Annotated in this window: 24 protein-coding genes; all 24 read right to left on the reverse strand. The window is 46.1% G+C overall.

From position 1 onward, the window contains the following. Positions 1-3: 3 nt before the first annotated feature. A complete protein-coding gene (locus OCV77_RS05450) occupies positions 4-1,251 on the reverse strand; it encodes a BaiN/RdsA family NAD(P)/FAD-dependent oxidoreductase (RefSeq protein WP_262574153.1) in 1,248 nt (415 codons plus the stop codon). After that, complete coding sequence (locus OCV77_RS05455; protein ID WP_118797888.1) at positions 1,244-2,185, reverse strand: MurR/RpiR family transcriptional regulator; 942 nt, start codon at positions 2,183-2,185, stop codon at positions 1,244-1,246. Before OCV77_RS05455 ends, OCV77_RS05450 begins: the two co-directional genes overlap by 8 nt. A 14-nt stretch (positions 2,186-2,199) precedes the next feature. After that, entirely contained in the window at positions 2,200-2,745 is a 546-nt protein-coding gene (locus tag OCV77_RS05460; protein ID WP_118797887.1) for a TetR/AcrR family transcriptional regulator, read from the reverse strand. Between the two features lie 59 nt (positions 2,746-2,804). Then, the gene (locus OCV77_RS05465; protein WP_262573939.1) at positions 2,805-3,620 is read right to left on the reverse strand and encodes a peptidoglycan recognition protein family protein; all 816 of its coding nucleotides are present in this window, start codon (positions 3,618-3,620) and stop codon (positions 2,805-2,807) included. Between the two features lie 219 nt (positions 3,621-3,839). Next, positions 3,840-5,273, reverse strand: coding sequence for a pyruvate carboxylase subunit B (locus OCV77_RS05470; protein WP_262573941.1), 1,434 nt, complete (start codon positions 5,271-5,273; stop codon positions 3,840-3,842). A 21-nt stretch (positions 5,274-5,294) separates the two neighbouring features. Continuing rightward, positions 5,295-6,446 (reverse strand): sodium ion-translocating decarboxylase subunit beta, encoded by a 1,152-nt coding sequence (locus OCV77_RS05475; protein WP_262573943.1) that lies wholly within the window; start codon positions 6,444-6,446, stop codon positions 5,295-5,297. 57 nt (positions 6,447-6,503) lie between these two features. After that, positions 6,504-6,875 (reverse strand): biotin/lipoyl-containing protein, encoded by a 372-nt coding sequence (locus OCV77_RS05480; protein WP_118797883.1) that lies wholly within the window; start codon positions 6,873-6,875, stop codon positions 6,504-6,506. Between the two features lie 36 nt (positions 6,876-6,911). Next, on the reverse strand, positions 6,912-7,631 hold the full coding sequence (locus tag OCV77_RS05485) for an OadG family protein (protein ID WP_262573945.1): 720 nt from the start codon (positions 7,629-7,631) through the stop codon (positions 6,912-6,914). 18 nt (positions 7,632-7,649) lie between these two features. Continuing rightward, positions 7,650-9,077 carry an acyl-CoA carboxylase subunit beta gene (locus OCV77_RS05490; protein WP_262573946.1) on the reverse strand — a complete coding sequence of 476 codons (1,428 nt, stop codon included), beginning with the start codon at positions 9,075-9,077 and terminating at the stop codon, positions 7,650-7,652. A 157-nt stretch (positions 9,078-9,234) separates the two neighbouring features. Then, positions 9,235-10,230, reverse strand: a complete 996-nt coding sequence (locus tag OCV77_RS05495) for an asparaginase (RefSeq protein ID WP_262573948.1) — start codon at positions 10,228-10,230, stop codon at positions 9,235-9,237. 54 nt (positions 10,231-10,284) lie between these two features. Further along, positions 10,285-11,538: a D-alanyl-D-alanine carboxypeptidase family protein gene (locus OCV77_RS05500; protein WP_416910351.1), complete on the reverse strand. Its 1,254-nt coding sequence runs from the start codon at positions 11,536-11,538 to the stop codon at positions 10,285-10,287. Positions 11,539-11,607: 69 nt separating this feature from the next. Continuing rightward, a complete protein-coding gene (scpB, locus tag OCV77_RS05505; protein ID WP_118797878.1) occupies positions 11,608-12,189 on the reverse strand; it encodes an SMC-Scp complex subunit ScpB in 582 nt (193 codons plus the stop codon). Positions 12,190-12,201: 12 nt separating this feature from the next. Continuing rightward, entirely contained in the window at positions 12,202-12,948 is a 747-nt protein-coding gene (locus OCV77_RS05510; protein ID WP_118797877.1) for a segregation and condensation protein A, read from the reverse strand. Positions 12,949-12,959: 11 nt separating this feature from the next. Next, positions 12,960-13,598, reverse strand: coding sequence for a deoxyribose-phosphate aldolase (gene deoC, locus OCV77_RS05515; protein ID WP_262573950.1), 639 nt, complete (start codon positions 13,596-13,598; stop codon positions 12,960-12,962). A gap of 111 nt (positions 13,599-13,709) precedes the next feature. Beyond that, positions 13,710-14,630, reverse strand: coding sequence for an aldo/keto reductase (locus tag OCV77_RS05520; protein WP_118797875.1), 921 nt, complete (start codon positions 14,628-14,630; stop codon positions 13,710-13,712). Between the two features lie 71 nt (positions 14,631-14,701). Then, positions 14,702-15,559, reverse strand: a complete 858-nt coding sequence (locus tag OCV77_RS05525; RefSeq protein ID WP_262573951.1) for a metallophosphoesterase — start codon at positions 15,557-15,559, stop codon at positions 14,702-14,704. A gap of 46 nt (positions 15,560-15,605) precedes the next feature. Continuing rightward, positions 15,606-16,727, reverse strand: a complete 1,122-nt coding sequence (locus OCV77_RS05530) for a D-alanyl-D-alanine carboxypeptidase family protein (protein WP_262574155.1) — start codon at positions 16,725-16,727, stop codon at positions 15,606-15,608. 120 nt (positions 16,728-16,847) lie between these two features. Beyond that, positions 16,848-17,441 (reverse strand): putative ABC transporter permease, encoded by a 594-nt coding sequence (locus tag OCV77_RS05535; protein ID WP_262573953.1) that lies wholly within the window; start codon positions 17,439-17,441, stop codon positions 16,848-16,850. A 176-nt stretch (positions 17,442-17,617) separates the two neighbouring features. Continuing rightward, complete coding sequence (gene rpsU, locus OCV77_RS05540) at positions 17,618-17,794, reverse strand: 30S ribosomal protein S21 (RefSeq protein ID WP_004222305.1); 177 nt, start codon at positions 17,792-17,794, stop codon at positions 17,618-17,620. Positions 17,795-17,937: 143 nt separating this feature from the next. Next, complete coding sequence (gene alaS / locus OCV77_RS05545; protein WP_262573954.1) at positions 17,938-20,592, reverse strand: alanine--tRNA ligase; 2,655 nt, start codon at positions 20,590-20,592, stop codon at positions 17,938-17,940. A gap of 18 nt (positions 20,593-20,610) precedes the next feature. Then, positions 20,611-21,999 (reverse strand): glycine--tRNA ligase, encoded by a 1,389-nt coding sequence (locus OCV77_RS05550; protein ID WP_118797930.1) that lies wholly within the window; start codon positions 21,997-21,999, stop codon positions 20,611-20,613. Between the two features lie 27 nt (positions 22,000-22,026). Beyond that, on the reverse strand, positions 22,027-22,644 hold the full coding sequence (locus tag OCV77_RS05555; protein ID WP_262573956.1) for a hypothetical protein: 618 nt from the start codon (positions 22,642-22,644) through the stop codon (positions 22,027-22,029). A 59-nt stretch (positions 22,645-22,703) separates the two neighbouring features. After that, positions 22,704-23,354, reverse strand: a complete 651-nt coding sequence (gene recO / locus OCV77_RS05560) for a DNA repair protein RecO (protein WP_118797870.1) — start codon at positions 23,352-23,354, stop codon at positions 22,704-22,706. Beyond that, positions 23,293-23,469, reverse strand: a complete 177-nt coding sequence (locus tag OCV77_RS05565) for a hypothetical protein (protein ID WP_262573958.1) — start codon at positions 23,467-23,469, stop codon at positions 23,293-23,295. The genes recO and OCV77_RS05565 overlap by 62 nt, the downstream gene beginning before the upstream one ends. Positions 23,470-23,472 lie beyond the last annotated feature (3 nt).

A 23,472-nucleotide genomic window follows, 5' to 3' on the forward strand; every position in this document is an offset into this window, starting at 1 on the left:
TCCTCATCCCGCTGCACTGATCCCGGCCAGATTCCCTGTTGACCATGCAATCTGCAGATTAAAGCCTCCTGTCACTGCATCCAGATCCAGCACCTCTCCTGCAAAATACAGTCCCCTGACCAGTTTTGACTCCATGGTGGACGGATTGACTTCCTTCACATTCACACCGCCCTGTGTGATGATCGCCTCATTAAAGCCTCTTGTTCCCGTCACTGTCATGGTCAGCTGCTTCAGCAGATAACAGAGTCCTTCCCTCTCCTGTCTTGTCACCTCATTAATCTGCTTTTCCGGTTCGATGCCGGACAGCGCTACGATCACCGGTACCAGTTTTGCAGGCAGGAGCGCATCCAGACTGTTTTTAAACTGTTTGTTTTTATTCTCTTCAAAATCCCGGAGGATACGTTTATCAAGCTGTTCCATGGAAAGTGCCGGCTTCAGATCAAGCACTAGGGACACCGGTTCCTTCTTTCCCTTTTTCACATAATAGCTGCTGGCACTTAAAATCAGTGGACCACTGATTCCAAAGTGGGTAAACAGCATTTCTCCAAAGCCTTCGTATAGCTTTTTCTTTTTTTCTGAAAAAAGCGTCACCGACACATTTTTCAGGGAAAGTCCCTGAAGAAGCCTGCACCATTCCTCTTTTACTGTCAGAGGCACCAGTGCCGGCACCGGCTCCTTCACAGTATGGGAAAGCTTCTTTGCAAACCGGTAGCCGTCTCCTGTTGAACCGGTAGAAGCATAGGACATACCACCGGTAGCCACAATGACTGCATCTGCCGGAAGTCTCTTCCCGTCAGAAAGAAGAACCCCCGTCACGCCAGGAGTCTGCTGATCCTCTCCCACCTCGATCTGTTCCACCTTCGTATGGAGCAGCACCTTCACATGGTACTTTTCCATCTGACGGTTCAGGGTATTTATCACATCAGAGGAATGGTCTGAAACAGGAAATACCCTCTCTCCCCGTTCTGTCTTCAGACTGCATCCTGCCTCTTCAAAAAACGTCATAACGGCATGGCTGTCCATCTGGTAAACACTGCTGTAAAGGAATTTTCCATTGGTAATTACATGGGAAAAGAAGTCTTCTGTCTCACAGGCATTTGTCAGATTGCAGCGTCCCTTTCCAGTGATATATATCTTCTTTCCGGTCTTCTCATTCTTTTCAAGAAGTGTTACCCTGGCACCCCTTCTAGCTGCTGCGATGGCCGCCATCATGCCCGCTGCACCGCCGCCGATCACGATTACCTTATTCATTGCCATCTTCCTCTTCCTGTCTCGTCAGGGAATAGTTCAAAATCGGTTCTTCATCGATAAAATTGATCTCATCATTTAAGTATACCTGATAATTGTTCCAGACGTCCTCTAGCGTCTCAAGGTTTCTTTTCACATCATCCGGTCTTCGTAGGCAGAGCGCCACTACAAGGGCATTGATCACGCTTAAGGGCGCAACCAGGGAATCCACGATGGAAACCATATCACTCCTTGCCAGAAGATTGCAGGATGAATACAGGTTCATGGGGGAATGGATGCTGTCTGTTATGGTGATCACCTTGGCATTTCTGTCGTTGGCAAACTCCATAGCCTTCAGGGTTCTCATGGAATATCTGGGAAAACTGATACCAATCACGGCATCCTTTTCTCCCACCCGGATCATCTGTTCAAACATCTCCGATACACTTGTAGTCTTTATAAGTACCACATTGCCGCGGATCATATTCAGATAAAAATGCAGAAAATCTGCAAGAGGCTCACAGCTTCTCACTCCGATCAGATAAATCGTCTGCGCTCCCAGAATGATATCAACTGCCGCCTCAAAGGCTGCCGGATCCAGATTTACGATCGTATCCTGGATCTTCTCGATATCTGCACTCAGCACAGAAGTCAGGATCTCCGACTGGGTACTCTTCCCGTACTTGGCTCCCATCTTCTGCACACTGTTCAGCTTGTTCTTCACCCACTCTGCCAGTGCATTCTGAAACTCCGGATAACCCTCATATCCAAGATGCATGGCAAACCGGACAACCGTTGATTCGCTGACCCCTACTGTCTCACCAAGCTTTGCCGCTGTCATAAAGGCTGCCTGGTCATAATGATCCGAAATATAAGCAGCAATAGCCTTATGCCCCTTACTCATCTTGATATATTTTTCATTCATTCTGGTTATAATATCAAATTCCTGTTGCTCCATACTGTTCCTCTTCCCTATCTGAATGCCTGATAAGAATCCTTCAGCATCTGGATCGTTTCTTCCTCCTGAAGGTCATAATCACCGGTCAGTGACATACAGGCTGCCCCGTGAATGAAGATCCACATCTTCATGAAAAGCTCCTGCGCGTTTCTGCTCCCCTGGGAAGCTGCTGACTGGATTTCTCTGCTCACATTTCCGCTTCTGCCATTGACCAGATCATACATACTTCTCCCAAACCGGTTTTCTGACAGGAAAATATAGGAAAACAGATTTTTATGCTCTGCCGCAAATCTGATATAAATATTTCCAAGATGGACAAACGGTGTCACAGTCTGCCTTGAAAAGCTGTCATAATAATTTTGGAAAAAATCACATGCCTTTTCAAACAGAGCTTCATAAAGCTCATCCATATTCTTGTAAATACGGAAAATAGGCTGCGTGGAACATCCGGCCTTTGCCGCCAGCTTTCTGGCTGTTACCTGCAGACTTCCCTCTTCCTGCAGAAGTGCAAATGCCGCTGTCAGAAGAGCATCTTTGGTTATGGATTCTTTCCTTGCCATTCTGTTTCCCCTCCTTTGTATAACATCTGTTATTATTTTAGAATCTTTTCGTTTTTCTGTCAATAAGAATTCTTAAGGTCTTCAAGATCTGTCAGGAACTGTTCCCACGCATCTTCATGCTCCACGTAATAAAGAGGACACTTTTTCCCGCCCTCGTCGTAGTGCCGTCTCATATCTGCCGGCTTCAGATGATACTCCGAGAGAAGCCAGGCACTCAGTTTAAGCAGTGACTGATACGTTGCATCAGTAAACTTTCCGTCCTCATCCAAATAACAGCACTCTATGGAAACGGAATCCTCGTTCCTTGTTTTTACTGCATATCCCATCTCATCAAGCGGCAGGCACTGCACAATGGAGCCGTCATAGCTGATCACAAAATGGGCACTTGCAGATGTTTCTCCCGTCACTCCCAGATTTTCAAAATAGCTTCTGTTCTGCTCTGCACTGGTTCCCGGATTTGCGGTATAGTGCACAAAGATATTTTTAACCTTTTTCAGCTTTGTCTGTGGTCTTGAATAGGGGTTCGGTGTCAGAAATTCTTCTGTGATCTCCGGCTTCTCTGGTCTGCTCCCATTTATGATCTCCTGCAGCTTCCATGTGCTCTCTATCCTGTTTTTTCCTGCAATATTCCGTAACAAAAGAAAAAGAAACAGAGCCAGCAGTCCTGTCAGTATCAGTAAAAGCAGGATATGGAAAACCTTTTTCTGTCTCCGTCTTTTCCTTCTCTTTCTTCTGATTCTGACTTCTTCTGCTGTTCTGCTTCTGTATCCGGATCGTGAAGCTTTCTGTCTGCCCTTTCCCGCTCTGGAAATGTCGATCAGATCCAGCTCTTCCCCCTGTCTTTCCGTTCTCTGTCTTTCCAAAGCCTGCCTCATCGTGTCACCCCTCTTTTGTAATAACATGATTATAGCAGTATTTTCTCTATCCTATCTGTAGGCTTCCTTAATTCCGACTGAAGATTTTCTTAAGATCCTTCCATATGCTATCTGGCGAACCAGAAATACCCCTCCAAAGTCATGGCATTTCACTATCTGAAATACCATGACCCAGAGGGGCTTGCATTTAATGATTTAATTTCTGTTCAGAATCCTAGATTATACAGGATATGCTGCATTCTTGGTATCAGCCTGGCTCATATCAACCTTTTCCTGCTGTGCCTGACGATACTTGAAGAAGTCTGTTGCTACCTGAGGGAACAGTGCATAGGACAGAACGTCCTCATCCTGCTGCTTCCATTCCTTCATTTCGGATTCGAGCTTGTCCATCTCGTTTGTTAAGCCTGCAGCATCTGCAGAACGGGATGTGAATCTCTGCTCTCCAGGAATAACCTTGTCAATAACCTCCTGGTTCATAGGCTTAACAGTCTGACCATACTTACCACGAAGCAGATCCTTGAACTCTCCTGTAGCCATCTTGTATCTCTCACCCATTAATACGTTGAATACAGCCTGTGTACCAACGATCTGGGAAGAAGGAGTAACCAGCGGAGGCTCACCGCAGTCCTTACGGACTCTCGGGATCTCTTCCAGTACTGCCTGATACTTATCTTCTGCATGCTGCTCTTTCAGCTGGCTGACCATGTTGGAAAGCATTCCGCCAGGTACCTGATAAAGCAGAGTCTTGATATTAACACCAAGAACCTTTGTGCTCATGAGACCGCTTTCAAGGCACTCCTCACGGTAAGGTCTGAAGTAATCAGCAATTTCTGCCAGAAGGTTCTGATCGTAACCGGTATCATAAGGAGTTCCCTTAAAGGTCTCAACCATAACTTCTGTTGCAGGCTGTGATGTACCAAGTGCGAAAGGTGAAATTGCACAGTCGATCACATCTACACCAGCTTCTACTGCCTTCAGGTATGTCATGGAAGCTACACCTGAAGTATAGTGTGTATGCAGCTGGATCGGGAGCTTTGTGTTCTCCTTCATAGCCTTGATCAGCTCGCCAGCCTTATAAGGAACAAGCAGACCTGCCATATCCTTGATACAGATAGAATCAGCACCCATCTCTTCGATCTTCTTAGCCATATCTGCCCAGTACTCGAGAGTATAAGCATCACCCAGTGTATAGGACAGAGCTACCTGTGCCTCTCCTCTGCCTTCCTGCTTCTTGATCTTCCTGGTAGCATCTACAGCTGCCTGAAGGTTACGAAGGTCATTTAAGCAGTCGAAAATACGGATTACATCAATACCATTTGCGATAGACTTCTCAACGAATGCGTATACAACGTCATCAGCATAAGGTCTGTATCCGAGGATGTTCTGACCTCTGAAAAGCATCTGCAGCTTGGTATTCTTGAATCCATCTCTTAATTTACGAAGTCTGTCCCATGGATCCTCTTTCAGGAAACGAAGGGATGCATCGAAGGTTGCTCCACCCCAGCACTCTACTGCATGGTATCCAACCTTATCCATTTTATCTACGATCGGAAGCATGATCTCGGTGGGCATTCTTGTTGCAATCAGGGACTGATGTGCATCACGAAGAACGGTTTCCATAATTCCGATTGGTTTCTTAACCTGTTCAGCCATTTTAATATCCTCCTATATGAATTAAAATATTCCAAATACAGCCATAAAGGTTCCGGCTGCTACTGCTGTACCAATAACACCTGCTACGTTAGGTCCCATTGCATGCATCAGAAGGAAGTTGGTAGGATCTGATTCAGCTCCAACCTTCTGTGATACTCTGGCTGCCATGGGAACTGCGGATACTCCGGCAGAACCGATCAGCGGATTAACAGCACCCTTGGTAACAACACACATCAGCTTACCGAACAGAACACCTGCAGCGGTACCGAATGCGAATGCAATAAGACCAAGTGCTACGATCTTTAAGGTATCTGCATTCAGGAAAGCTTCTGCACTTGTTGTTGCTCCTACGGATGTACCAAGTACGATAACTACGATGTACATCAATGCATTACTTGCAGTATCTGTCAGCTGTCTTACTACACCTGACTCCTTAAACAGATTACCGAGCATCAGCATACCAACAAGGGGTGCTGTGGTAGGCAGGATCAGGCTGACTACGATAGTAACAATGATAGGGAACAGGATCTTCTCCAGCTTGGAAACCGGGCGAAGCTGACCCATTTTAATCTTTCTTTCCTTTTCACTTGTCAGCAGCTTCATGATAGGCGGCTGGATGATCGGAACCAGTGACATATAGGAATATGCCGCTACAGCGATCGGTCCAAGGAGTGCTGTCTGTCCAAGTTTACCCGCCAGGAAAATAGAGGTAGGACCATCAGCACCACCAATGATGGAGATTGCTGCTGCAGCCTTGTCATTGAAGCCAAGTGCGATAGCTCCGAAGTAAGCTGCGAAGATACCGAACTGTGCTGCTGCACCAAGAAGGAAGCTCTTAGGATTGGCAATCAGGGGACCGAAGTCTGTCATTGCACCAACACCCATGAAGATCAGGGACGGGAGGATTGCCCATTCGTCTAAGAGATAAAAATAATACAGTAAGCCGCCGGTTCCGTTTGGGGAATCCTCTATGCTGAGCATAATGTCAGGATAGATATTTACAAGCAGCATACCAAATGCGATCGGCAAAAGCAGTAAGGGTTCAAAACCCTTGGCAATCGCAAGATAGAGAAATACACATGCCACAAGGATCATCAGGTAATTGCCCCATGTCAGGTTGAAAAAGGCTGTCTGATGGATCAGATTGGACAGTGTAGATACGATATAATCCATTTTTTTAACCTCCTGTTGTCATTCACCATGCAATCATCTGCATGCTTCTGTACTGAATTAGTTCAGAGTTGCCAGTACAGCGCCTGCTTCTACTGCATCGCCAACAGCTACATCAATGCTTGCAACTGTTCCGTCTTCAGGTGCTACAACGGGGATTTCCATCTTCATTGCTTCTACAACGACAACAGCGTCACCCTTCTTTACAGCCTGTCCTACGCTTGCTTCGATCTTGAATACCTTACCAGCTGCACCGGCTTCTACCTTGATGCTGCCTGCGCCGGCTGCCTTAGCTGCGGGAGCTGCTGCAGGTGCTGCCTTGGGAGCAGCCTTGGGTGCTGCAGGTGCTGCAACGGGTGCTCCTGTAGATGCGCCCTCTTCTACTACTACATCATATACGTTTCCATTTACGGTAATTGTATAATTCTTCATTACTCATTTCCTCCTGTAATTGATTCCTTTACTGAATTATGCTCTCTGCCATTTGCTGGCACGTCTGATACTTCTTACTACAAATCCATCTGTGGATGCAGCACCTTCGCTTGCTGCAATCGCTGCAGAAATAACGGCAACCAGCTCCAGATCATCAGATAATTCTTCATTTTCAACAATCTGTGCAATAGCCTTGTCCACTGCAGGCTCTTTCTTTGCTTCTTCCTTCGGCTTCTTGCTGAATGCAGCCTGAATCTTGGGAATGAAGGTAAAGCAGCTGATCAGCAGGCTGATCAGGATCAGAACTACGAATACGGTTCCCATACCGAGCAGAGTGTTTAATGCGGCCTTCTCCATCTTCTCGCCAAATGTATATTCTACATTGACGGAAATACCTGTGATCGCCTGATTATCAAATACAAACTCAACTACTGCATTTCTGTCAGTTCCCTTAATCACGGCATCGATCGTACCATCTTTGTCATCAAAGCTGCTGGTAACACTGATGACTTCCACATAACTACCCATTTCTTCAGAAGCTGTTTCCCAGCTGTCCAAAGCGGCTGTCCATACAGGATCAGTAACCTGAGCCTGTGCGCCCTGCATTACAACCTGGTTCATAGCGGCAATATTCTCTGTCGCATAGGTTTCTGCTGTTTCCGGGGTCATAAAGCCTTCAACTGCTTCTTTCCCACCGCACGCTGTCAGACCTGCCATACAGGTAATCATACCTAATATCAATAACCATTTTTTCATATTAAGTAATCTTCCTTTCTAAACTGTACCATGCTTCTTGGCCGGAAGGTCTTCACTCTTTGAGAAAAGCATCTCAAATGCGCCGATCACATACTTACGTGTATCAACGGGTTCAACGATCTGGTCAACATATCCTCTCTTTGCTGCACTTGCTGCGCTGGTCTGAAGTGCTTCATATTCCTTTGCACAGGCATCAATCGCATCTGCTCCCTGTCCGTCGCAGATGATCTTGGCTGCAAGCTTTGCATCCATTGTACCGATCTTTGCATCCGGCCATGCCATGGTGATATCAGCACCGATTGCCTTGGAGTTCATGGTCACATATGCGCTTCCGTAAGCCTGTCCGATGATCACGTTTACCTTGGGTACAGTTGCGTTTGCAAATGCGTATGTAAGCTTTGCTGCTGCATTCGCAATGCCCTTCTCGTTCTGCTTGTCTGCCTTGAAGCCCTTTACATTAGTAAGTGACAGTACAGGGATTTCAAATGCATCACAGAAGTTAATGAATTCTGCAGCCTTGTAGCAGCCAGCTGCGGAAAGAACTGCATCATATTTCTCTGTTACGGTTCCATCCTCTCCATAAACCTCGGTTCTGTTAGCAACAGCACCAACAGTAGCGCCATTCAGCTTGATGAAAGCAGTTACCATATCCTTAGCGTACTCACGCTTTACTTCAAATACTGCACCGTTGTCAGCGATCTGGGAAAGTGCGATGGAAGTATCTCCAACACAGTTTGCGATCTCTGCACATGCTCTGTTCAGATCATCGCTGCACTCTTCATAGGAACCATCCTCATTGTTTGCAGGAAGAAGGGAAACCAGCTCACGGATCTGTGCAAGGATTCCTGCCTCATCAGCAACAACATCAACAATTCCTGCTTCCTTGCTCTGGAAATCAGCAGCAGAGGTATCACACTTGGTGATCACATTGCCATCCAGTGCATTGGGAGCGTTAACAAACAGCTTTGCCTTGGAGCCTTCCATAAAGGTAAAGTCTGTCAGAGTGGGGATCAGTGCAAGACCGCCGCCACAGGTTCCGAACACTGCTGTGATCTGGGGGATCACGCCGGAAGCCTTAACCTGGCTCATATAAATCTCGCCAAAAGCATTCAGTGCATCAGTAGCCTCCTGAAGTCTCAGTCCTGCTGAGTCGATCAGTCCGATTACCGGTGCGCCCATTTTCAGTGCAAGATTGTAAAGGTTGACAATCTTCTTTGCATGCATCTCGCCGACAGTACCGTTTAATACGGAAGCGTCCTGGCTGTAAACATACACAAGGTTGCCATCAATCACTCCATAGCCGGTGATAACACCGTCAGAAGGAGTTTCTGTCTGTTTCAGATTGAAATCTGTGCTTCTTGCTGTAACAAGACCGCCGATTTCAACGAAACTGTTTTCGTCGAGTAAAGCTGCAATTCTTTGACTCGCCTGTGAAGTAGTACTCATTTTTCAGCCCTCCATTTTATATTAAAAAAATAATAACTTAATTCGCAGGGGCATAGAATCCCCATAAACGCGTCTATGGTAGTATAACACAAAAGCCTAAATTCGCATAGAAAAAGTTTCAGATTTTACACAAAATTTTAACATCTTCTTTTTTTCCTTATATTTCGCCTCCATTAAAGTGAAGCATGAGCCTTGCATACGCTGCTTCTACCGACTGGTTCAGCAGTGGAATGGCTCCTTCCTTAAGGAGCTGGTCTGCACTGGCATACAGATCCCCTTGTGTCTGCTTATAAGAAGCCGTATATAGTGGGATGGCCTTTTCCCGGCATCTTTTTGCAAACTCCGGGAAGCCGGTGTGCTCTCCCACTACGCAGGCCGTTGCGGAATGATACAGATAATGCAGCACTGCCACAGGCTTTTTCTCTCCCTTCAGATTAAAGAAGGAATAATCCATTCCTGGGTAAGGACGGATCACCAGAACAGAATTGTCAAAGCTGTCTGGCACAATGTAACGATGTGTTTCCGTGCCATCAGAAACTGCACTTCGTCCCGTCTGCCCCTTCTGTTTTTCATTTTTTCTGAAGGGAATAAACCTTCCATCCTCCATATATCCAAAGGCTTCCCCGCTAAAGTCATGGTAATCGTCCAGTACCGGATCTGCCTCGCAGATAGTCAGGGCATGGTATACCTTCATGCAGCTTTTGTGATCCCGGTAGATCACATAGGCTCCTTTCTGCGCACTGTTCCGGATAAAGGAAACAGCAGCCGCAAAGTTGGCAAGACCGTTTCCTTCCGGCTTTGACAGTGGAAGATTGCTTGCCACCAGGACAATGGGAATTTTGTAATGGTCAAAAAGGAGTCCCATAAAAGCTGAAGTAAAGGACAGTGTGTCAGAGCCATGCGCAATGATCACACCCGCATACTCTTCTGTCTTCACATCCCTGACCGCCTTAAGCAGTACAAGAAGACTGTCCATTGTCATATTTTCACTTAAGATCTGCAGAGGTACCCGTACCTCAAAGTCCTCTTTCCCAAACTTCTCCTCGTACAGACTGGTGAGCAGATAAACCGAATTTTCTCCCACATCTATCACTCCGTTTTCCACTTTGCTTCCAATAGTTCCACCGGTAAGCAGTACAAGTATTTTTTTCATGGCTTCTTCCTCTTTTTCTTTCTTCTATATTATATGTACTTTTATGCTTTATTCTCACACCATGTAAAGCTGCAGCACCTGACTGACGCACCACCTGACTGTGACTGCCGGAATTTCCTCTGCTGTGCCTATATATTCTACCAGATATTCTTCCCCTTCCAGAAGATAGCGGATCTCTCCCACCACATTCCCCGGCATGACCGGTGCTGTCAGCTCATCAGGCAGCTTCTTCTCCACCGTAAAGGCTTCTCCCTCCTTCATCAGGACACCCTTTTCATCTGCCGGTTCCTGTGAAAGTATAGTAAGCTCTGCCTTGCAGATATCCCCGATCCACCTTCCTGCCCCATTCTTCACGGGGAGCTGTGGCAGTTCCTCCACTGCCCCTTCTTCCTTCGGAAAATGGATCTCATAATGGGACAGACCATACTGCATCAGCTTTTTTGTATCACTCCACTTGTATTCCTTATGGGAGGGCCAGCCACAGGCGAGCAGTGCTGCCACAAATGTACGGTCTCCCTGACGGAGGCTTCCCACATAACAGTATCCTGCATTTCCGGTAAAGCCTGTTTTCCCGGAAAGAGCTCCCTCCATCATATGCAGAAAGGCATTGTGGTTCTGACAGGAAAATACCCGTCCGTTTTCTGTGATCACACCGTCCTTTTCCTGATAAGCCGGAAAGCTGTAGCTTTCTGTTCTGGTGATTGTCAGAAATTCCTCCCTCCTTGGGGACTCTGTAATGCAATAGGCCATGATTCCTGCCAGATCACAGGCTGTTGTGGAATGTGTTTTTACTTTTCCGGATTCCTCTGTCACAGTACCGTCAAGACCATTCGGTGTCACAAAATAAGTATCCCTGCAGCCAAGCTCCTGTGCCTTTTCATTCATCATGTCTGCAAAGCCTTCCACACTGCCGCCGATATGCTCTGCAATGGCAACTGCCGAATCATTATGGGATTCCAGCATCAGGGAGTACAGCAGATCCTTCAGTCTGTATCTTTCCCCGGGCAGCATGGAAAGCTTTACCTTTGGCATGGATGCTGCCTTTGCGGACACTGTCACATAATCATCCGGATTCCCTTTTTCCAGAGCCAGTATACAGGTCATGATCTTGGTCGTGCTTGCCATGGGCCGCACCTGTCTGCCATTTTTTTCAAATAAAATACGCCCGGATCCGGCATCCATCAGAACAGCCGACTGGGCGTATAACTGCATGTCTTTTCCTTCATCCTCTTCCTCTGCAGATACCGGCAGCTTCTGCACCGTCAGCAAAAGAACAAAGAGGACAAAAAACACAACAGCTCTTTTTATGTATCGCAGGTAAGAAATCATATTCCATCCCGCTTTCTTTTTTAACAGTCTATGTCACCCTGAGCTCTGCTATGCCTGTTCATCAGCCGTTGTTGCAAGCTTGATCTCCTCTTCAGCCTGTTCCTTGAATTCTTCGATCTGCACCTGGGACAGCTCCGGCAATTCCTCCAGGGATTTCACACCAAAGCTTCTTAAAAATTCCTCTGTCGTTCCAAAAAGCAGGGGACGCCCCGGGGCATCCATTCTTCCCACCTCCATGATCAGGCCAAACTCAAGCAGTCTGTTTACTGCATGATCACAGCTCACCCCTCTGATCTTTTCAATCTCCAGCCTGGTGATCGGCTGCTTGTAGGCGACAATAGACAGTGTTTCCAGAATGGTATCTGAAAGAACATATTTCCTTGGTGTCCCTACGATCTTGATCAGATAATCATACATATCGCTTTTGGTACACATCTGGAAAGAGCCTTCAAACTCTGTCAGTGTAATGCCGCCTTCTCTTTCCTCATATGCCTGTTTCATCTCAAGAAGCAATGCCTTTGTGGTCTTCTTATCCTCTTCGATCACCTCTGCAAGCCGCTCCAGCTCCACAGACTCTCCCATGGAAAACAATACGGCCTCCAGCACTGCCTTTGCCTTCTCCCTCTCCAACTGTCAATCCTCCTATGCCACATTCGAAGTTATCATAATATCTTCGAACGTATCCTCCTGAACAATAGAAACCTTTCCCAGCTTCATCAGCTCCAGCATCACAAGAAAGGTAACGATCACCTCCATCTTGCTATGCTGCTTCTCTAAAAGCTGCCTAAAGCTGAAGGTCTTATGGGTATGGATGTAATCCTCGATATAAACTGTCTTGACATCCATATCTATTTCATCCTTTTCAATATTTCCAAAGGTACTTCTGACTGGATCAATCTTTTCTTCCTGCCTCCTCATGACCAGCTTGAACAGATCCTGTAGTCTGCCAAGGGTAGCATCTCCAAGAAGCTCCTGGTAATTCACCGGTGGGCGGTACTCCTCCACTTCCTTTGGCAATGTCCTCCCCTTGTACATGGTACAGGCTGCATCCACCTGCCTGTCCTTTAATTCAAAGGAGATATACTTATACATCTTGTACTCTAACAGCTTCTGTACCAGCTCTGCTCTCGGGTCTTCCTCTTCTCCCTCCTCATTCACTTCCTTAGGAAGGAGCATCCGACATTTGATATCAAGAAGAGTGGCCGCCATCACAAGGAATTCACTCATCACATTCATATCCTCAGTCTGCATGGCTTTGATGTATTCCAGATACTGTGCGGTGATTTCCACAATGGGAATATCGTAAATATCTATTTTATTCTTTTCTATCAGATGAAGCAGAAGGTCCAGAGGACCTTCAAATACTTCAAGCTTTACAGGAATTGCCATAAAAACCCTTCCTAACTGCAGATTGCGATCGTTGCACTGGTTCCAAGCCTGTCCGCTCCAGCCTCAAGCATTTCCACCGCTTTCTCCTTGTCACGGATCCCGCCGGATGCTTTCACGCCCATGGTATCGCCTACTGTCTTTCTCATCAGTGCAACATCCTCTTTCGTTGCACCTCCTGTAGAAAATCCGGTAGAGGTCTTCACAAAGTCTGCCTTTGCTTCCATGGCAAGCCTGCAGGCCCTCACCTTTTCTTCCTCATTCAGAAGACAGGTTTCAATGATCACCTTCAGAACCTTGCCCTCGCAGGCTTTTCTGACTGCCCTGATATCCTCAAAGACAACAGCATCGTCTCCACCCTTCAAAGCTCCTACATTGATCACCATGTCGATCTCGTCTGCACCATCCTCTACTGCGATCCTGGCTTCTGCTGCCTTGGCCTTTGTGCTCATCTGTCCAAGCGGAAATCCAACAACTGTACAGACTCTCACGTCACTGCCCTGCAGCTCATCTGCCACAAATCCAGTATAATAGCTGTTTACACAGACGGACATAAAGTGATGCTCTCTTGCTTCTCTGCAGACCCTCTCTACCATTTCCCTGGTAGCATCCGCCTTTAATATGGTATGGTCAAATAATTTCGTATCCATCATTTCACTCCGTGTTTTTTCTATGCATATCAGCGTTTATTTTATCATGCCCGTCATTTTCAGTCAACGGGATGATCTCCCTTCCCGCCCTTCCGTGCCTCAAAAACACATTATTTATGGAATCATATTCCCGGCTTCACGATACAGACCATACCATTCTTCCCTGGTAAGCGGAATCTCTGATCCCTCTGCACTTTCTAGAAGCCTTCTGTCTTTGGTTGTTCCTAAAATCACCTGAATATCAGCCGGATGCCTTGTAATCCATGAAACCGCTATCGCTGCAGGTGTAACCTGATACTTTTCTGCCAAACGGTCAATCATCTGATTTAATCGCTCATAATGCTGCATGTCGCCTAGAAACGCCCCTTCAAAAAATCCTCTCTGAAACGGCGACCATGCCTGGATTGTAATATCACGAAGCCTGCAATACTCTAATGTTCCAAGCACACGGTCAATTCCCTGATCTACCTGCATATTCACTGTCATTCCACTGTCTATAAGAGGTGTATGAACCAGACTCAGCTGCATCTGATTAAACATAATCCGCTCCTCACAATACTTTTGCAGCAATTCTATCTGCATTGCATTTTGATTAGACACACCAAAATAACGAACCTTTCCTGTTCTCTTCAATATAGAGATCGCTTCTGCAGTTTCTTCCGGTTCCATCAAAGTATCCGGTCTGTGTAACAAAAGTATATCCAAATACTCTGTATTAAGTCTTTTTAAAATACCATCAACCGACTCTAAAATATATTCCTTTGAAAAGTCATAGTACCCATTTCGAATAGAGCACTTGCTCTGCAGAATAATTTTATCTCTGAAGGAGCTCCGCATATCCACAGCCCGGGCAAATAACTCCTCACACTCTCCGCCTCCGTATATATCCGCATGATCAAACATATTAATTCCTGCCTCCACAGCAGTTTCAATATGCCTTTGTGCCTCTTTTACACTTAATGAATTCAGACGCATACATCCCATAATAATATTAGATGCTTCTAATTGACTATTTTTAAATTTAAGATACTTCATTTTTTCCTCGCTTTCTGATACACCAACAGTCTATCCCTTTCCCTGTTTCAAAGAAAGCTGCCCTGCTCCTGTTATCGGTTCTTTGGTTTCAGATGGATCACCACAAGCTCTCCCGGATTAAAGATCCTGATCGGAAGTGTATGGGTTCCAAGTCCTCTCGACAGGATCATCTCCCTGCCTGCCTTTGTGAAGCGTCCTCCATCATAATGTGGGAACAGGCACAGCCTTGGTGAAATCACGCCACCAAGCACAGGCAGTCTCATCAGTCCACCATGGATATGTCCGGAAACCGTAAGATCTGCCCCCCAGGCAGCATAATTGTCAAAATACTCCGGATTATGGGCGATCAGCAGGTTATATCTGTTCTCATCCGCCTTGCCAAGCATCTCCTCCATATAAGCTTCACTCATCAGCATTTTCGTGGGCTTATGGTAATACTCCCTGCCCACTTCCAATCCATAGATCTCCATATTATAATCGGGAAGATACCACTTATCATTCACAAGAAGCCGCACACCTGCCTGGCAGATCCTATCTGCAAAGACTGTATACCGGTCACCAAAGATCTCCGGAAACAGTCTCGTCTTCTGCTCATGGTTGCCATTTCCGTAGTACACCGGATACCGTTCTGCCAGTCTTTGCACAAAAGCAGCAATCTCCTGATTATCCTCCCTGGCTGAAGAAGTATACATATCCCCTGCAATCAGGATGGCATCCGGTTTTTCCTGCTCTATTGCCCGAAAAAGTCTTTCGTTCTGTTTTCCGAAGCTTTTATTATGAAGATCGGAAAGCAGAACAAAAGTCCCCTCCCTTTTCAGCTTGCCGGATTCACAGCAATATTCTCTTTTTACAAAGCGGTTGCAGTCAATGATCATTACTATGACAAAAAACAGTACAAGCACGCAGATAATAGTTATCAGGCAGTTCACGGCCATATTCCTTTCCAGTCATTCAGCTTCATCTTACCACTCTCTTTTACAAACTACAAAACAGTTTGCAGACCTTGAACAAATAATCTCCATATCGGGCTTTTTCGACTGAAAGCTCTGCCAGGATGGATACACTGCCAATCCGGTTCCCATTCAGCGAATATACCGCTTCTCCAACTGCCTCTCCCCGTTCTACAGGAGCCTGTATTTCTTCAGGCAGGCTGATGGTCTTTTCCACCTGGCTCAGGTTCTGACCATCGATATCAAGATATCGGAAGGTACCTTCATACAGGAGCGGCACCTCATCTTCAACACCGCCTGCCACCTTTAGTTTTCCAAGCGGATCTTTATTTTCATCCTCATACAGGGCACTGACACTGTAGCCATAGTTCAAAAGCGTCATGGCATCCTGAAACCTCACTTTATTACTTGGGGATCCCATTACCACTGCGATCAGATCAATATCATCCTTACTTGCTGTCGCTGAAAGACAATACAGTGCCTTACTGGTGGAGCCGGTCTTCAGTCCTGTTGTCCATTCATACATCTTAAGCAGTTTATTCGTACTGGATAACGTAAATACAGAAGTTCCCTGACTGGTTTCATGTGTGATATCCTCCATCCAGATCCTGGTATATTCAAAAACCTGGGGATATTTTGTGATCAGCTCTCTTGACATGATGGCAACGTCCCTGGCTGTGGTATAATGATCGTCCGAATCTGACAGTCCACAGCAATCCTCGAAATGGGTGTTTTCCATACCGAGTTCCTTTGCCTTGTTATTCATCATTTGCACAAATTCTTCTTCACTTCCCGCAATAAACTCTGCCGCAGCAACACTGGCATCATTGCCGGAAGCAACTGCTATACATTTAATGATCGTATCCAGTGACTGTACCTCGCCCTCTTCCAAAAAGACCTGAGATCCGCCCATAGACTTGGCATGGGCACTGGTGACCACCTGGCTGTCTAATGTGATCCTGCCTGTATTCAGGTGTTCAAAAATAAGAAGGAGTGTCATGATCTTCGTGATACTGGCCGGGCTTCTTCTTTCATCTGCATTCTGTTCACAGATGACCCTGCCGGTAGAGGCCTCCATCAAGAGATAGGACGGCGCTTCTACTGCCGGGGAAGCCTGCAGCGGCAGGACGTTCATCACAAAGAGCATTCCACTCACAAGACAACACAGCAACGTTTTTTTTATTCTTCTCAACGCATATGCTCCTGACAGATATTCTATATTCATGCATATGCAGAGAAAACGTCTGGCATGCAAAGGATCCCTTCTTTAATACCATCTCGCCCGGAAAGAGCGATATTTATCGATCAACCTGTCCTTTTCTTCCTGAATACTGGTTTTAAAAAGAAGGTAAAGCCGGATCAGATAGTCTACAGTCACAATGGCAAGGATCACAATACAGAGAATCCGTCCATAGGCCATATCCATAGCATCAATCAGATGCAGCACCCTTTCATGTAAAAACATGGTAATAATGATCGCATAAAAGCCCCAGGCAATGGTACTTTCGAGGCAGATGATCCCCTTATAGTTCATCGGCTTTTCTGTATAGTCCCACCAGACCTCTCCCAGAAGCTTCTGCATCATGATCCCTACCAGATATTCAAAAGTAGTAGCCAGGAAAGCCCCTGTCAGATACAATGTTACATAATGACCAGAAAGCGGATTCAATACCAGATATCCAATCACTGCGCCAAATCCATATATCGGGCAGAAGGGTCCTTTGGCAAAACCCCTGTTTGTCAGCCTATGATTGCAGAATGACATGTACGCTGATTCCACAAACCATCCCAGAACACTGTAAATAATAAAAGCAGCAATCAGATGGTATACATCTGAGCCAAATAATTCTCTTGTCCACATAATCATGTCCCCCTTTATAAGACATAACGAATCATATCAGAAAAACTCTTCACATGCAACTCAAATAAGAACATTTTCAGTCCCGCCCGGAGGCTTTTTATGTCATTGGAACATTAAGTAATTTCCTTTGGCGCAAAAAAGTCTCTGACATACATCAGAGACTTTCCTGGCTATAATTAGTTGTATTTACGTTTTCTTGCAGCTTCAGATTTCTTCTTACGTCTTACGCTGGGCTTCTCGTAATGCTCTCTCTTACGGATCTCCTGCTGGATACCAGCTTTTGCGCAGCTTCTCTTGAAACGACGTAAAGCGCTATCTAAAGTCTCGTTTTCTTTAACGATTACGTTTGACATCTCGCACCTGACCTCCCTTCAGTCCCTTCCTAGCAGCATTGACTGATTGGGTTATTCTTGTGCATTCACATACACATGAATGATTATATACATATTTCACTCGTAAGTCAACCCATAATTTGCTATTTCATCACGAATTTTAATTATTTGATCTGTTCTTTCAGAACCTCAGCACTCTTTTTAATAGCCTCATCAATACCGGCAGGATTCTTACCACCAGCCTGAGCCATATTCGGGCGTCCACCGCCGCCACCGCCAACCAGTGCTGCAATTCCTTTGATCAGGTTGCCTGCATGGGCACCCTTCTTCATCGCACCATCTGTTGCCATGGCAACCATGTTTACCTTACCGTCAAGATCAGACATCAGAACAACTATGCCCTCTGCGATCTTGGACTTTAACTGGTCTCCCAGCTCTCTCAGTCCGTTCATGTCAACGCCTGATACCTTTGTTGCCAGCAGCTTCACACCGTTTACTTCTACAACCTGATCCATGACATCGCCAAGTGCTTCTTTTGCGGCCTTGCTCTTCAAGGACTCATTTTCACTCTGCAGAGCCTTCAGTTCAGCCATCAGATGCTCTGCTCTCTCAGTAAGAGAGGCCGGAGTTGTTTTTAAGATCCTGGCTGTTTCTGCCAGCTTCTCTTCCATTTCCTGATAGTAAGCAGTTACATTTCTGCCTGTGAGTGCTTCTATACGACGGATTCCTGCAGCTACACCGGACTCAGAAAGGATCTTGAAGGATGCGATATCTCCGGTATGTCCTACATGGGTACCACCACATAATTCCCTGGAGAAATCACCGATCATGACAACTCTTACGGTATCTCCGTATTTCTCACCAAAGAGTGCCATGGCTCCTGTCTTCTTTGCTTCCTCAAGGCTCATCACCTTTGTTTCCACAGGAAGATCCTCTGCGATCTTTTCATTAACGATCGCTTCAACCTTCTTTATCTCTTCTGCCGTCATAGCCTGTCCATGGCTGAAGTCAAAACGTGTTCTTTCGCCGTCCTGATAGGAGCCGGACTGCTCTACATGATCACCAAGCACTTCACGTAGTGCCTCCTGCAGCAGATGGGTTGCTGTATGGTTTCGACAGGTATTGCTTCTGTTCAGGGCAGATACCTCAAGCGTTGCTGTTTCTCCCTTTGCAATGCTTCCTGAAACAACCTTACCGATATGTCCTATCCTTCCACCGGGAAGCTTCACTGTTTCCTGCACATCGAAGGTACCGTTCTTTGTCATGATCACACCAAAGTCACCCTTCTGTCCACCCATGGTTGCATAGAAAGGAGTCTTTGCTGTAATAACAGTTCCCTCTTCTCCCTCTTTTAAGGAATCCTTCCACTCGCTGCCATTATTCACTGCTGCGATGGTCTCTTCTGCCTTCAGGGTATCATAACCGATAAATTCGCTCACAATACCGGCATCCAGTTTCTCATATAATCCATTATCAGCAGAAAGCCTTGTTGAAAAGTTCTGATTGTCTCTTGCCTTCTGCTTCTGTTCTTCCATTGCTTTCGCAAATCCATCCTCGTCTACAGAGAGCCCTTCCTCACCGGCAAGCTCTACCGTAAGCTCGATCGGGAATCCAAAGGTATCATAGAGATAGAATGCGGATTTACCGTCAATCTGGCCAGAGTCTGCTTCCTTCTTCTGCTCCAGGATCTTCTTGAATTCCTTCATACCATTCTCTACAGTGCTTTCGAAGCGGTCGATCTCCTTCTTCAGCTCTGTCAGCACAAACTCTTTGTTCTTCTTCAGAAGCGGATAACTCTCTGCATAGATCGTATCAATATACATCTCTGCTATATGCAGAAGATTCTGTGTACTGAGCCCCAGTACTCTTCCATGTCTTACCGCACGGCGGATCAGACGGCGCAGCACATAGCCAGCACCTGCATTGGAGGGAAGAAGCTTCGCTTCGTCTCCGATCAGCATCACGCTGGTACGGATATGGTCTGCCAGGATTCTCATGGATCTGGTCAGCTTCTCATCTTCCTCATACTTTGTACCGGAAGCCTGCTCAATATAAGCAATAACAGGTGCAAACAGGTCAATTCTGTATACATCCCTTGTACCGTTCAGGAAAGCAAGAATTCTCTCAAGTCCCCAGCCGGTATCTACGTTTTTCTGCTTTAAGGGTGTCAGATGTCCGTCATGGTGCTTCTCATACTGCATGAATACATCATTACCAAGCTCGGTATATTTGCCGCAGTCACAGCCGGGTCCGCAGTCCGGTCCGCAGTCCGGTCTGTCTGCAATATAGAACATCTCACTGTCAGGACCGCAGGGTCCGTATTCCAGTCCCCACCAGTTATCCTCTGCAGGAAGATAGTAAATATTTTCTTTTTTAAATCCGGAAGCGATACGGTACTTTGCACCTTCCTCATCCCTTGGTGCGTTCTCATCACCTTCAAATACAGTGGCTGCAAGATGGTCTGCATCAAATCCGAATACCTGTGTCAGCAGTTCAAAGCTCCACTGGCAACGCTCCTTCTTGAAATAATCGCCAAGGCTCCAGCTTCCCAGCATTTCAAAGAAGGTTACATGACTCCTGTCACCTACGGAATCAATATCATTGGTACGGACACAGCCCTGCACGTTACAAAGTCTTGTTCCAAGAGGATGCTTCTTTCCAAGCAGATACGGCATCAGGGGCTGCATGCCGGCTACGTTGAAAAGTACACCGGTAGACCCGTCAGATACCAGGGAAACTGCTCCTACATCCACATGTCCTCTTTCAATATAAAACTGCTTCCAGGCATTTCTCAGTTCATTTGAAGTGAATTGTTTCATTTCCTTATTCTCCTCATATTAGAAAGTAAACTTATCTGCAAAATAAGCATCCAGATCAGCAATCGCTACACGCTCCTGCTCCATGGAGTCTCTGAATCTGACAGTTACACAGCCGTCTGTCTCAGAATCAAAGTCATAGGTGATGCAGAAGGGTGTTCCGATCTCATCCTGACGGCGGTATCTCTTTCCGATATTCCCTCTGTCATCAAATTCACAGTTGTATTTCCTGGATAACTGGTTAAATACCTTCTCAGCACCCTCATTCAGCTTCTTGGAAAGCGGAAGCACACCGATCTTGACCGGTGCAAGAGCCGGATGGAAATGCAGCACAGTACGTACATCTCCCTCGCCGATCTCTTCTTCATCATAAGCGCCGCAGAGGAATGCAAGGAACAGTCTCTCCACACCTACGGAAGGCTCAATAACATAAGGAATATATTTCTGGTTCTTTTGGTCATCAAAGTATGTCAGATCCTGACCGGATACATTCTGATGCTGTGTCAGGTCATAATCGGTTCTGTCTGCGATACCCCACAGTTCGCCCCATCCGAAGGGGAACAGGAACTCTACGTCTGTAGTAGCCTTGGAATAGAAGGAAAGCTCTTCCTTGTCATGGTCACGGACACGCATTTCCTCTTCCTTCATGCCAAGGGACTTCAGCCAGTCGATACAGTATTTCTTCCAGTATGCGAACCACTCAAGGTCTGTATCTGGCTCACAGAAGAACTCCATTTCCATCTGCTCAAATTCCCTGACACGGAAAATGAAATTGCCGGGTGTGATCTCGTTACGGAAGGACTTGCCTACCTGACAGATACCGAAAGGAATCTTCTTTCTGGACGTTCTCTGTACATTCTTGAAGTTTACAAAAATACCCTGTGCTGTTTCCGGACGGAGATATACGGTATTCTTCGCATCCTCGGTAACACCCTGGAAGGTCTTGAACATCAGGTTAAACTGTCTGATATCGGTGAAATTGTGCTTGCCACAGCTCGGGCAGGGGATCTGATTCTCTTCAATGAAATTCTTCATCTGCTCCTGTGTCCAGCCATCTACTGCTGATTCCAGCCTGATTCCCTTTTCCTGTACATAATCTTCAATGATCTTGTCTGCGCGGAATCTCTCATGACATTCCTTGCAGTCCATCAGGGGATCTGAAAAGCTTCCCAGATGTCCTGATGCAACCCATGTCTGGGGATTCATAAGGATGGCGCAGTCCACACCTACGTTGGTTGGACTTTCCTTTACGAACTTCTGCCACCATGCCTGCTTGATATTATTTTTCAGTTCCACACCGAGAATTCCAAAATCCCAGGTATTAGCCAGTCCTCCGTAGATCTCACTGCCAGGATGTACAAATCCCCTTGATTTCGCCAGAGCAACAATTTTGTCCATTGTCTTTTCCATAACACACATACCTTTCATTTGTTTTAATTATTTATAGATGATATAGGCAGGCTCCCCAGACTCTTCCTTCAGGGTAACTGTCTTATATTTCTTATCTGTCTGCACATTGTCACTTGTGTAGATCGCCTTGCCGTCAAGAACCACCGGATCCTTCATATCCGTGATCAGGATCCTTACATCACCGTCCATGTCAAGAATGTCAGCTTCCCCTACCGTTTCCAGAGGATTCCTGGTGCTGCTCAGAACCTTATTCAGATTGTAGCCCTCTTCCTCTGCCTCTTTCGGTGAACCCACAAAAAAAATGCCGTCATTAAAGGCCGCATAGTCCGCTGCACTCCTATAGGTCATTTTCACACTGGCTGTCCCATCCTTCTCAGAAACCTTCTCTACGGAAACTGCACTGTCTCCCACACTTCTGTTATAGGAGGCCGATTCCTCCAGAACCATCTGCTGCAGCTCATTAATATCATAATCTGACTTGTCAAAGCTTTCGCTTATGACACTCTTCACGCTGCCATCCTTCTGCAGTTCTGCCCTGCTTTCCTCTGTTTCACTGCCACACCCACTGGTCAAAGCCGTCGCCAGCAGCAGTACAAGAAGGGCATTCGTCTTTTTCTTTGGTGAAACTAATCTGCTTCTCCACATAGATGCTGAACTCTTCCTCCCACGCCTGCAATTTATACCCAACTATTATATATGACTTATTATGGTTTTTCAATCAATATTTCGAGACTTTTAAAATTTCTGTCTATAAACCGCTTTCGGAACTCATCCGTAATTTCCTGCAGTTCCTTCAGTACTTTTTCTGTCACTGTGAAAGTATACAACTTTTCCACTGGTGTTCCCACGATAAACGCAGCTGCATAAGCTGTAGATTCTTCATAGCTCTTATCCTTCGGCAATCCCGGATACTCTCCATTTAACGCAAGCGCCTTGATCTCAAATATGTACCGTACCAGCCGGTTATCCAGGTTTTTATGGCACAGAGCCCGGAGGGACTGATAGAGAAGCTTTAGCATTTCCTTTTCATCATTGTTTTCTCTGGTATAATAATCCATTACTTCCAGGAAATACATTCCATAGCAGGCATTTTCAAAATCTTCCCTTAAGGGGGCAAAATAATTCTGGATCGATGCTTCGGATATGCTGTAGGATGTTCTTCCCTCATACAGCCTGAATTCTCCAAAGCAAAAGGGATTGGTGGAAGCAAGCAGCCTGCTGCCCTGTCTTCTTGCCCCTTTGGCAAAGGCTGCTATTTTCCCCCTTTCCCTCGTCAGCATCACAACTCTTCTGTCATATTCCCCGAAAGGTTCCGCCTTCAGTATCAGGCCGGTAACGCTGCACAAATCCTGCACCTTTCTCTTCTCCCTCTTCCTGTCTGCCTTCTTCCTGCTTTCCGGCTGAGTAGGAAAGATAATCCTCTACCTTTCCTGTCTTTAAAAACTGCTCCCAGTAATCTGTTTCCTTCATCTT

The organism is Suilimivivens aceti (genome assembly GCF_025567405.1).
GTDB classification, from domain to species: Bacteria; Bacillota; Clostridia; order Lachnospirales; family Lachnospiraceae; genus Suilimivivens; species Suilimivivens aceti.